Annotated in this window: 8 protein-coding genes; 3 read left to right on the forward strand and 5 right to left on the reverse strand. The window is 49.1% G+C overall.

Annotation, left to right across the window (positions count from 1 at the left end; translation table 11 throughout):
• Positions 1–110: 110 nt before the first annotated feature.
• The 3 genes from LY387_RS02075 to LY387_RS02085 all read left to right on the forward strand — a co-directional run bounded on the left by LY387_RS02075 (position 111) and on the right by LY387_RS02085 (position 3,861).
• Entirely contained in the window at positions 111–1,121 is a 1,011-nt protein-coding gene (locus tag LY387_RS02075; protein WP_234495147.1) for a Fe(3+) ABC transporter substrate-binding protein, read from the forward strand.
• Positions 1,122–1,204: 83 nt separating this feature from the next.
• The gene (locus LY387_RS02080; RefSeq protein ID WP_234495148.1) at positions 1,205–2,830 is read left to right on the forward strand and encodes an ABC transporter permease; all 1,626 of its coding nucleotides are present in this window, start codon (positions 1,205–1,207) and stop codon (positions 2,828–2,830) included.
• The gene (locus LY387_RS02085) at positions 2,830–3,861 is read left to right on the forward strand and encodes an ABC transporter ATP-binding protein (RefSeq protein ID WP_234495149.1); all 1,032 of its coding nucleotides are present in this window, start codon (positions 2,830–2,832) and stop codon (positions 3,859–3,861) included. Before LY387_RS02080 ends, LY387_RS02085 begins: the two co-directional genes overlap by 1 nt.
• A gap of 128 nt (positions 3,862–3,989) precedes the next feature.
• Here the strand turns inward: LY387_RS02085 and LY387_RS02090 are convergent, their stop codons facing one another.
• The 5 genes from LY387_RS02090 to LY387_RS02110 all read right to left on the reverse strand — a co-directional run bounded on the left by LY387_RS02090 (position 3,990) and on the right by LY387_RS02110 (position 12,494).
• On the reverse strand, positions 3,990–5,402 hold the full coding sequence (locus LY387_RS02090; protein WP_234495150.1) for a phosphoglucomutase/phosphomannomutase family protein: 1,413 nt from the start codon (positions 5,400–5,402) through the stop codon (positions 3,990–3,992).
• 84 nt (positions 5,403–5,486) lie between these two features.
• Positions 5,487–7,892 (reverse strand): GH36-type glycosyl hydrolase domain-containing protein, encoded by a 2,406-nt coding sequence (locus tag LY387_RS02095; RefSeq protein ID WP_234495151.1) that lies wholly within the window; start codon positions 7,890–7,892, stop codon positions 5,487–5,489.
• A gap of 63 nt (positions 7,893–7,955) precedes the next feature.
• A complete protein-coding gene (locus LY387_RS02100) occupies positions 7,956–9,887 on the reverse strand; it encodes a beta-N-acetylhexosaminidase (RefSeq protein ID WP_234495152.1) in 1,932 nt (643 codons plus the stop codon).
• 9 nt (positions 9,888–9,896) lie between these two features.
• Positions 9,897–10,775 (reverse strand): N-acetylglucosamine kinase, encoded by an 879-nt coding sequence (locus LY387_RS02105; protein ID WP_234495153.1) that lies wholly within the window; start codon positions 10,773–10,775, stop codon positions 9,897–9,899.
• A 9-nt stretch (positions 10,776–10,784) separates the two neighbouring features.
• Positions 10,785–12,494 carry a glycoside hydrolase family 9 protein gene (locus LY387_RS02110; protein WP_234496038.1) on the reverse strand — a complete coding sequence of 570 codons (1,710 nt, stop codon included), beginning with the start codon at positions 12,492–12,494 and terminating at the stop codon, positions 10,785–10,787.
• Between the last annotated feature and the right edge of the window lie 37 nt (positions 12,495–12,531).

Here is a 12,531-nt window from a genome sequence, read left to right on the forward strand (position 1 = left end):
CCTGCCTTATTAGGCAGGTTTTTTTATGTCAGATCATTGTTTTTCAAATCTGTATGAATATAATAACGCAACTGATAAACGTTCTCATTATGAATTAAAGGAACTAAACAATGAAAAAACTGCTAACTCTTTCTGCAATCGCAGCAAGCTTTGCCGCTCCAGCGATGGCTGCGGAAGAAGTCAACGTTTACTCTTACCGTCAACCTTTCCTTGTTGAGCCAATGTTCAACGAGTTCACGAAAGAGACGGGTATCAAGGTAAATGTGAAGTTTGCTAAGAAAGGTTTGGCAGAGAAGCTTCAGCAAGAAGGCGAGTACAGCCCAGCTGACGTAGTGCTAACAACGGACATCAGCCGCCTTGCAGAGCTGACTGACAAGGACGTAGTTCAAGCGGTAGACAGCGACGTGATTAACGCGAATGTTCCTGCTCAATACCGTGATAAAGAGAATGAGTGGTTTGCACTGACGCTACGTACTCGTAACGTTTACTCATCTCGTGACCGTGTAGGTAAGCTAGGTGCAGAGTTCAACTATGCAGACCTTGCTAACCCAGAGTACAAAGGCAAAATCTGTACTCGTAGCGGCAAGCACCCATACAACGTATCTTTGGTTTCATCTATGATTGCTCACCACGGTGAAGCAGAAACCAAAGAGTGGCTAGAAGGCGTTAAAGCCAACCTAGCTCGTAAGCCTCAAGGCAACGACCGCGCACAAGTTAAAGCGATCAAAGAAGGTCTTTGTGACGTTTCTCTAGGTAACAGCTACTACCTAGGCAAAATGGTGAATGACAAAGAGCAAAAAGCGTGGGCTGATGCGGTTTACATCAACTTCCCGAATCAAGAAACCACTGGCACACACGTAAACGTGAGTGGCATGGCAATGGCGAAACACTCGCCTAACAAAGAAAATGCACTGAAGCTAATGGAGTTCCTAACAGGCGAAAAAGCTCAGCAAATGTACGCAGAAGTGAACTATGAGTACCCAGTAAAAGAAGGCGTTAAGCGTTCTGAACTTGTGGAATCTTGGGGTGACTTCAAAGCAGATACTATCTCGCTAGACGACATTGCTGGTTACCACAGCACTGCGATCAAATTGTTAGATGAAGTTAAGTTCGACCTATAATCGAAAAAAGGGGGTATAATGCCCCCTTATTCAATCTGGTTTATGACTTCTCGACTTCGCGTCGCCTGATGTATGTTTAGGCAATGAAAGAAAAAAATGTTGTTTGGAAAACCAGTAGTGGAGTGCTAACTCTGCTACTGGTTTTGCCTATTTTAGCGATCTTCTATACTGCACTTGGTGAGTCAAGTGATCTTTTTGCACACCTGATGTCAACGGTGATGCCCACCTATGTTCTCAATACCATCAAATTGGTCGTTGGTGTTTTGCTGCTCTCTCTTGTGTTCGGGGTACCCAGTGCTTGGCTAATGGCCATGTGCAAGCTGCCTAGCGAACGCGTATTACAGTGGGCCTTAGTACTGCCACTAGCGATGCCAAGTTACATCATTGGCTACATCTTCACTGACTGGTTTGACTTTGCAGGTCCTGTCCAAGTGTGGCTACGTGATGTTTTTGCTTGGCAGGTTGGCGACTACTGGTTCCCAGATATCCGCACTGTAGGCGGTGCTACGGTTGTGCTCTCTTTGGTGCTTTACCCATACGTCTATCTGTTGTGCCGCGCGGCATTTATGGAGCAAAATGTCTCTTTGCTGCAATCTGCAAGACTTCTCAAATGCTCCCCTTTAGAGAGTTTTTGGCGTATCTCGTTGCCGCTTGCTCGTCCATCCATTGCGGTAGGTCTATCGCTGGTGGCGATGGAGACCATTGGCGACTTCGGTGCGGTTAGCTACTTTGCAGTCAGCACCTTAACCACAGCAGTGTACGATACGTGGCTTGGCTATTCCAATTTGAGTGCGGCTGCCAAAATTTCCGCCATGATGATGGTCGTGATCGTACTCTTGCTAGGTGCTGAGCGTTATAGTCGTCGTAAACAGAAACTGTTTCAAAGCCAGTACAACAGCCATGAAGATTTTCGTTATGAATTACGTGGCTGGAAAAAGTGGGCAGCATTAACTTGGTGTTGGGGCTTGGTATCGGCAGCGTTTATCTTCCCGCTTGGCCAGTTAATTATTTACGCCTATAAGTACTTTGAGCAAAGCTGGACTGAAGAGTTTCAAACCTATGCCATCAACAGTTTACAGGTCTCTATCATTGCCGCCATCATCGGCGTGATCGTCGCTTTGGTAGTTAACTTCTATCGCCGCTTAGATCCAAGTCGTAAGGGCGTCGTCTTCATGCGTGCCTCGTCGCTGGGCTATGCCGTGCCGGGAACGGTTTTAGCAATTGGCGTGATGGTGACTGTTCTGTTTATGGATCATTCAGTGAATGACTTTGCCAAAGCAATGGAGTGGCAGCGCCCAGGTCTGATCTTCTCTGGCTCGATGTTTGCGCTGATTTTTGCCATGGTGGTGCGTTTTTCCGCGGTAGCGATTGGCAGTATCGAAACCAGTCTGAGTAAAGTGTCGCCTTCGCTTGATATGGCCTCGCGCACTATGGGCTGTAAGAAGAACCAGATGTTGGTTCGCGTGCATCTGCCACTCATTAAACGTGGTGTATTGATTGCTGGCTTGTTGGTGTTTATTGAGTCGATGAAAGAGCTCAATGCTGCGCTGCTATTGCGTCCATTCAACTTTGAAACCTTAGCCACCTACGTATTTAACTTTGCCTCAGATGAGCATCTGGAGCTTGCTGCGATGCCAGCCGTCTTGTTGGTACTCGTTGGGTTACTACCGCTTATTATTGTTAACCGTTCATTGGAGCAAAATCACTGATGACCACAGCACTGTCGATTGAAAATTTATCTTGTCAGTATGACGAGCAAACGATTCTTGAGAACTTGTCTCTAGAGGTTAATCAAGGTGAAATTGTTTGTTTGCTGGGCGCCAGTGGCTGCGGAAAAACGACCTTGCTGAAAGCCATCGCGGGTCTATTGCCCCTGTCAGCGGGCAAGATGACGCTGGGTGAGCGAGAGATTGATAACGGTGAAAGCTGGATGCCGCCAGAGCAACGCAACATCGGTATGATCTTCCAAGACTATGCGCTGTTTCCTCACCTAACGGTGGCACAAAACGTCGCATTCGGGCTTAAGGGCATTCCGAAGTCAGAGCAAGATGCAATCGTGATGGAGATGCTGTCACTGGTACATCTAGAGCAGTTCATTGACCGTTACCCGCATCAGCTATCGGGTGGTCAACAGCAGCGTGTGGCGATTGCGCGCAGTTTGGCGTACAAACCCGATCTACTGCTACTTGATGAACCATTTTCCAACATCGATACCCAAGTACGTCACGAGCTCATCCGCGAGATCCGCAAAATCTTCAAAAAGCAGGGTGTGACTGCGATATTCGTGACTCATAGCCGTGAAGAAGCGTTCGCGTTTGCTGACAAAATGGCGGTGATGAACCAAGGTGTGATTGAGCAATATGGCTCGGCATCAGAGCTCTATTTCTGCCCATCGAGCAAGTTCGTTGCGGATTTCTTAGGTGGCGGCAGTTACTTGCAAGCTAAGCATATCAATGACACGACCTTTGAGACGGCTATCGGCCAGGTTGAAGCACAGTCGTGTGCCTTGATTGAGCCGGGGGCTGATTGCCAACTTTTGGTGCGCCCACAGCACATTCAATTGACTCAGTCAGAAAAGAGCACTATCACGGTTATCGAGCAGCAGTTCATGGGTGACCATTGTCGCTATGTAGTTGATATTGAAGGCACGCGTGTCTTGGCCACCTCATTAGAGGCGCTTGATGTTGGCCAGAGTGTCGCGGTGAGTGTCGATGCGCAGGGCATTGTCGCGTTTGCATAAGTACTAAAAAAGCCCGGAGACAGTCGTTCCGGGCAAAAATGTTCTCCACCTATAGGGAGCTTTTTGCTAATAGGTGACCAAGAAGGTGAGTCGAGGTCACTTAGGGCAAAAAGAGAAGGAAACAGTGACTACAAAGACAAAAAGTCTTTCATCTGCTGAAGAACATATTCCGCTTGTTCCTTATCTTCCATTTCACAGAAAATTCGTAATAGGGGCTCCGTACCCGAGAAGCGAGCAATCACCCAACCACCGTTCTTAAAGTACACTTTCGCGCCATCGGCGTAACTTACCTTTTCTACGTCATAATCAAACTCAGGAAGCAGTTTTTCGACATAAAGTTTGTGGTAAAGGCTGTCTTTTTGCGACGGTTTGAAGTTGCAGTCGCCCTCTGCGGTATAGGCGTAACCATACTTGCCGTAGATCTCTGATAGCAACTCGGAAAGTGTCTTCTGAGTGACACTGAGCATTTCGACTAAAAGGCTAGAGGCAAATACGCCATCCTTGCCTTTGATGTGACCGCGAATGGTTAAACCACCTGAGCTCTCACCGCCAATCAGTGAATCGTCGGCCTCCATTTGACTACTGATGTGCTTAAAGCCTACGGGAACCTCAAAGCTTTTTTCACCGTAGTCAGCAGCGACTTTGTCTAGGAGGTGAGTGGTCGCGATGTTACGAACCACTGAGCCTTTCCAGCCTTTGTATTCAAGTAGATAGTAATAGAGCAACAGCAGTACTTCGTTAGGGTGGATAAAATTACCTTGCTCATCAATGATGCCAAGACGGTCAGCATCGCCATCGGTACCAATACCGATATCGTAGCCTTCTGCCGCCACAAGGTGCTTAAGACGATATAGTGTCGCTGCACTTGGCGAAGGCATTAAGCCGCCAAAGTCTGGGTTTTTACCATCGTTGATGACGTCAACGTCACAGCGACCGTTGATGAGCACCGTCTGCAATGCGTTTTTCGCGACTCCAAACATTGGGTCGATAAGCACTTTAAGATTGGCGTTTTTGATGGCTTCAATGTCGATAAGATCGATGATGGAATCAACAAACTCGTTCATCGGATTGATGACATTAATCGCGCCGCGCTCAACACATACATCGAAGTCGCCGGAAATCACTTCCTGAAGGCTGAGAGTGGCGATCTGAGCTTCAATCTTCTCAGTAATGATTTCGTCGGCATCACGGCCACCTTCGATAAAGACCTTAATCCCGTTGTAATCGGCTGGATTGTGCGACGCGGTAATACAAGCCGAGTAGGCACATCCCATACTCTTCGCTTTGTACATGACTATAGGGGTCGGCACAAACTTGTCGATAAAGCTCACTGGGATGTTGTTCGCGGCCAAGACTTCCGCAAACCAGCGCCCCGCTTTATCGGATAGAAAACGCCTGTCATAGCCAATCACGAATCCGCGTTCTGCCACGTTTTCGCTATTGATGATGTTTGCCACCGCTTGAGCAACGAGTTTTACGTTATCTTTAGTGAACTCCTCGCCGATGAACGCGCGCCAACCACCTGTTCCAAATTTGATCATCTCTCTCTCCTAAGAGGTTACCTACTCTTGTAGTGATACGCTTAAGTTCGATGGGTCCAAACTAAGGACCCATCGAGGCACTCGTTAACCCAGAACAACATGTACTTGGTTTACGCTGCCTTCGGCTTGAGGCGCGATCGCGCCTTGAATGGCTTGGCCATTCAAGGTAATGGACTGAACACCCTTGCTGACATTGTTTGGGTTCTCAACCGTAATTTGATACGTTGCACCGCGCCATTGACGCGTCACCTCAAATCCTGGCCACTCTGTTGGAATACATGGGTCAACCACTAGGCCATCGAAGCTCAGTCTCACGCCGAGAATATAGTTGGTTGCGGCGAAGTAAGCCCAGCCAGAAGTACCCGTTAACCAAGGGTGGTTGGCGCGACCATGATCTTGGTGGTCACGGCCCATGATGAACTGCACGTATGAGTACGGCTCTGTGATGCGTGTTTCGATCATGTCGTTTTGGTTATACGGGTTTAGTGCGTCGTAGTACTTCATGGCTTGATCGCCACGGCCTAGTTTCGCTTCGGCTACCCACGCCCATGGATTTGGATGTGAGAAGATCGCGCCGTTTTCTTTTACGCCCGGATAAACGCGAGTGACAAAGCCGATGTCGTCATTAGGTGTTGCGAACGATGGCGCGTTTAGATGTAAGCCGAAGTCTGAGTAGAGGTACTCATCGACCGCATCCATGGCTTTCTTACCGCGCTCTTCGCTAACTGCGCCAGAAACCACTGCCCAGGTGTTGGACTCAAGGTGAACCTTACCTTCGGTTTGTTTACTGGTACCGACCTTGTCGCCGTTTTTGGTGATCCCACGGATGTACCAGCCACCGTCTTCATCCCAGAGGTGCGTTTCACAGGCGTCTTGAACTTTTTGCGCCATTTGTTGGTAGTAAGCGACATCATCAAGCTCGCCTCGGTTGCGTGCGAGGTCAACGAAGTCTTGAAGTGCCCAGTAATGCAGGAACGCCACCATGGATGATTCACCACCACCGAGGTTTAGACAGTCATTCCAGTCTGCGCGCAGACCTTTGGCGATGCCTGTAGCCCCAACGTGTTCATCGGTAAAGTTAAGTGCCGCTTTCATGTGCTCGTAAACGGTCGCATTGCCGCCGTCTGCGTATGGGATCACCTCATCAAAGAAATCCGTCTCACCGGTTTCCATCACGTAGCGACAGATCGTTGGGACCAGCCACAAGTGATCGTCAGAGCAGGTGTCGGCAATGCCGTGGATCTTATCTTCATCGCTTGGTGTCGGAACCACGGTAGGTGATTTTGATGGCTCAACATCGGCTTTTTCTGGATCAAACCAGTCTGGATCGAACAGATGCAAACCGTAACCGGCTTTCACTTGGCCACGCAGTAGATCAACGATCCGTTTTCGAGTCATAGCCGGTGCAGAATGAGGAACGGCCATGGCGTCCTGAGCGGTATCTCGATAGCCCAGTCCAGTACGTCCTCCAACCTCGATAAATGAAGCGAAGCGTGACCATACGACACAGGTCTCGGCTTGATACAGAGTCCAAGTGTTTAGCATGGTATCTAGCCCCTCGTTGGGAGATTTCACTTGGAACTTCGCGCAGCGCTCATCCCAGTGAGCCTTGATGGCATCAAATGCTGCATCGACCTCAGTTAGGTCTTGGTATTTTTGACGAAGACGCTCACCGTTGCCTTTGCCAATACCAAGGACGTAGGCAAAGCGCACCTCTTCTCCCGGTGCGATGACAAATTGCTTGTGCAGTGAACCACAATGGTTGTAGCAGGTTTGTGTGTGATTAGAGCATTGCCCTTTTTCAACCGCGATTGGGTTGGATTCGTCGCGATATAGACCTAAGAAGCTATCGCGCTGACCATCATAGCTATCTGGGCTAAAAGTAGAAGCAAGGTAGTAGTAGCCTTCGAAGTCGTTGGTGTTGTAGAAGAGATCATACTCAATGACACCATCTTGATAGCTAGTCCCTGCTGAATATAGCGACATTTGATGGTTTTGATTGTCAGAGGCGATGTGGCTGAAGGAAAACTCCACAAACGAGAAGGCACTGATGGTGCGTGGCTTATCACCGGTATTGCGGATCACCACATCCCACACTTCAGCATCTTCGCCTTTTGGTACGAACAGAGTTTTTGTCGCCTCAATATCTGAGTATTGACACTTAAACTTTGAATAAGAAAGCCCGTGCCTTACTTCATAATTCGCTTCATCAAGGCTTTTAGCGACTGGCTGCCATGAGATTGACCAGTAATCACCTGTCTCATCATCACGCAGATATACATAATGCCCTGGGCGATCGAACGTCGCATTTGGGCGGAATTTGGTTACACGGTTGTACTCAGGTGAGTTGTAAAAGGAGTAGCCGCCAGCATTATGGGAGATAACGGTACAGAACTTCTCTGTGCCTAGGTAGTTAGTCCAAGGAGCGGGGGCATCGGGACGAGTGATGACATATTCTCGGTTCTCGTTATCGAAGTAGCCGTATTGCATGATGATATCCTTATTGGGGAAAATTTAAATTCGTTAAGTAATGTTGGCTTTGAGTGTTGAACGTCAGCCATTCTCTTTTTGGCTCTCTGGCCATGGGTGTCTGTATCGCACATCTTGTCTATCTAACAATTGGAGGTGTGGCTTAAGCCGAGACAAGAAGGCGTGGAAGTCTTTTGAGTGATCTTGTGTCCATGCGGTTTCTGCAAGCGCAACCAAGCGCGGAAACATCATGTAGTCGAGCCGCTCCGGAGAGGTAACTCTCTCCGTCCAAAGTGCGGCCTGCATGCCCAAAATGCGTTTCTTGATTGGGTCTTGCTCATGAAGTTGAACAAGTGGTTCGTATTGATAGGCGTTTTCTAGGGTAATAATGTGCGAGCGGTACACGCCCAACTCGCAAACGCTGTAGTCTTGCGCCATATCTAAGTAGGTGCTTTGCCCTGGTTGAAGGATGACGTCGTAGCCCAGCTTGGCACTATTAATAGCGGCTTCTTCGCTCAGCCATGAATAGACGACCGTGTCTTTGCTTACCTTGCTACCAAAGTGCGCCTCTTCCCATCCAAGCATGCGCTTGCCCATGGATTTGAGCTTATCTTCGACGTAGCGAAGCAGATGACCTTGCAGGTCTTTCGGATTGCGATAGCCTTGCTCAGCCATGAGTTCACGACAAGACGGGCTGTTGGTCCAAACCCCGACAGGCACTTGGTCTGCGCCGATATGAACGTAAGGGGCTGGGAACAGCTGAGCAATCTCTTCAAGCACGGCATCAAGAAATTGGTAGGTGCCAGAGATGCCCGGTGATAACACGTTGTCGGTGTAATTTTGTTCACTGCGGTAATGAGACTGATCTTCCGGATCAACTAACAGATCCGGTAGCGCGGTAATCGCGGCGCGACTGTGACCAGGAATGTCGATCTCTGGGATCACTTGGATGCTGCGATCCTGAGCGTACTGAACAATCTCGCTGATCTCTTGCTGTGAGTAGAACCCACCATAGTAATCTCCGATGCTGTGAAGCTGCGGTTTTAGCGGGTGAGTCGGGCCACGCCAAGCACCAACGTCAGTCAGCTCTGGATATGCTTTGATTTCAACACGCCAGCCTTCGTCATCAGTAAGGTGCCAATGGAAGGTATTGATCTTGTAGTGTGCAAGAAGGTTGATAACGCGCTTTATCTCGGTCACAGGCTGAAAGCTGCGTGCACTGTCTAGCATTACACCACGGTAGCGAAAACGAGGTGCGTCTTGGATGCGGATATGAGGTACGTAGATGGTATGGCGATCATGGTCAAAGTCCATCAACTGAATCAGCGTTGCGCAGCCGTAGGTAAAGCCTGCGTTGCTGTTGGACTCAATCTCAATCCCTGAACCATCAACAGTCAATTTGTAGGCTTCAGAATCTAATACAGGAGAGTGCCTAAAACGAATGTCTTGCTGCCCAATCGATTTATGGCTTAGTCCGAATAGACGCTCCACCTCTTCACTTAGCCAGTTGGCGACACATTGCATGGATTGATCTTCGACGCAAATCTGACTGTAACGCGTCAGTTCAAACACGCCTTCCCCAAACTCCATGTATTGAGGATGTGGGATAAGAGCGTGGCGTCCTGCGCCTACCTCTGGCAGCGATACTCGGCGGTCGTCAACCGCCCCGAGTACAATCGGTGAAACTGCAACAGGAAGCTGGGTTTGCGCATCGGTGTCGAGATAGGCGTCGTTAATGCCATCACTCAGTAAGTTGAATGCGGACGTCGCGGTGCAAAATTCGACATAGATATGGTTATTGGCATACAGCGGCGTCTCGTTGACGTTTAGGGTGCAGAAGGTGCCGACTTGCGTGAGTTCGCCTTGTGATAAGCTGCCTGGAATCACAAAGCATTCAAAAGCAAAATTAAGCTTCCAATTGGCGTGACTCTTCTCAGACAGGTTATGCAAGGTTAACCCGAAGCGACAGCCTTTCGCTAGATGTTCAACAATGGCTAAGTCGACACGAAAATCCATACTCATCCCTTACTCGTAAAGGTTGTGTTGCTTGTTACCTGCCATCATCAGTGCGCCATCCATCGCATCCCCTTTAGGGGTGACAATCCAGCGCTGAGCAGCAGGAGATAACCAGTCAAAGATACGTTCGGCGATACTGCCCATCAGGCATATTTTGTCCGCCCCTTTGTTGTTGAGCGCGCACAAAAACATCTCAATGTCGTTGGCGGTTTCCAGCAGAAGCGATTTTGCCAGTCCATCGTTGAGGTAGGCATACTCAAAAATCACCGGAGAGAACTGACCGTAATCACGTGGTAACGCTGTTTTTGACCACTCTACGATGGCGTCGATATCCTGATTGAAATGGTCCATAACGACATCGGCGAGGGGAGAGTGGGGCTTGATGCCATCTTGGATAAGCAGGACTTGCTGGATCAACCTAAGTCCCATCACAGCGCCGCCTCCCTGATCTGAAATCGGGAACTCTCGACCGCCTACCACATACTGATTTGTCCCTTTGATCAGAAGACCAACGGAGCCCGTACCGGCAATCATGATGGCACCATCTTCACCTTGATGGGCGCCAAGACAGGCACCGTAGCCATCGGTGTTAAGTGTTAGGCTCGCAAATGGGTGTGGTGTTGCCACAAACGCTTGATAGCTGCTTTTGTGCTCGGCACCCGCGAGCGCGCAGCCAACATCCATCTGGGCAAAATCGGTTGAGTCAAGACCTGCTGATTGGGCAGCGGACTCAATCGCCTCAATAATCGACGTTAAAGCAAGTTCGGCGCCCAACATAATGTTTGCGCTGCCGCTTTTCGCCTCACCAATGACTTGCTGCTGTTCATTGATGATTCTGGCGCGACACGATGTACCACCGCCATCAATTCCTACTCTGTACCTAGCCATATTTAACCCTTAGTTTTTATAGTGTTGCTGCCACAGTGCCAAAGCGAGAAGTAGCCAACCTGCATGGGGGATCCACTGCTCACCCCAGCGCCAATTTTGTAGCATGTCGTCTTTATGAACTGGTGGGTTAAAGGCAATATCAGCCTCATCTTCAAAGCCTGCGGTGATACCGTTGCACACCCCTCCGAGAGCATTGAAGAAACCAAGCTTCGGTAGGTAGTCGGGGTTGTTGTGGCCATGACCATCGAGCATGCACATATCATAGGGATTGGCACCGAGCACCCAGCTAATACAGTCATCGGCGTAGTGCGATAACTGAGCTTTCAAAGCGGAGTCTTCTAGGTGCGGTTGAGCCAAAAAAGCCATTGAGGCAAGTGAAGCCAAGCGAGCATTTTCGCCTTGCCACCAGTAACCAGACTCGTTTTGATGAGGGATAAAGAACGCGTCATGTTTGACCCCATCGACGGCTTTTACGTACTGCCTTGGGTAGCCAAAAGGGTTGTAAACCTGACGAGTAATGTTGATTTCAAATTGGCAGGCTTTATTGAGCGTTTCTCGCGCTGCTTTGACTCGCTCTGCTTCGGTTTCTATTGCTAGATACTCAGTCAGTGCGATGTTAGGCAGCCCAGCCTCTGCAGCATGGAAGTAAGGTCGACTGCCATCGTCATTTGCAGACCAGTAAAAAGCATGATGCTGGTCGCTCTGTGCTCTTTTGGCTAATGCATCAAACCAGCTTCTTGCTTCCGTTAGGAACTGTGGTTCCGAGGTGGCTTGATACAGAGCCACTGACGCTACAAGTGCGCAATATTCGTCAATGATGTTCGGTGTACGATCATCAAGGTATTGTTCGTTGTGCTCTTTGAGGTGCCAATAGCCTGCTTTTGCTGCTTCTAAATAAGTGGCAGCGTTATCCTTTGAAAGTGAGCTCACCTGGCTGCTTTTCGCAAGTGCTGCGATGGTCATGCCGCCGCCTTGACGAAACCCAGCCTCATGGTTGGTTTTCTTATGACCGAGTTGAGTCTCGTAAGCGCAGATCTCTCGCTGCGTGGGATCTTTACTCCATTTGTCAAAAACCGTCATATAGAAATAGCCACTGTGATGCTGCATGCGCGAAAGGAACTCGGCACCGTAAAGCGCTTCTTCTAGAAGCCGGGTAGCAACAAAGTTTGGGCTCTCGATGCGCTCACACACTATGTCGTGTGCCTTGAGCATATTCCAAACCACCATAGGGGTTTGTTGAGGATTCAAATAGTTGGCATAGGACAGGTGGCTAAGGTACTTGCTGACATCACCAGATGCGTCATACCAGCCACCATGGACATCCACCGAATCTTGGCTGCCTACAATCGAAGCTTGCTTGTCGGCGGCATCAAACTCCCCACCGCATCGCTGAGATTTGAAGTAGTGGATAATGTCTGAGAAGCAGCGGTTATAGAGCTGATTTTCGGCGATTTCAAAAGATTGAGAGCGTACTGTCTGATAGCGCAGGTAGTAGTGACCTTGCTCTGTCCATTGACTGAAATCGAGAGTGAAGAAAACACCTTGATGCCAATTATCCACGTTAGCGCCACCAATAGGGCTCAGTTCGAGCACGATTTCGTCATTGTGGGCATCCACTAAAAAAGCACTAGCGAGTTCATGCTGTGACTGTTGAGCCATTAACACGGCGCGCTTCTCACTGTTTATGTGGTAGCCAATGTGGTTAGTGAGTAATTGCATGTTTTCTTCCATAACTTATCCCTACAGCTAGGCTCCC

The sequence above is a fragment of the Vibrio maritimus genome, assembly GCF_021441885.1.
Classification (GTDB): domain Bacteria; phylum Pseudomonadota; class Gammaproteobacteria; order Enterobacterales; family Vibrionaceae; genus Vibrio; species Vibrio maritimus_B.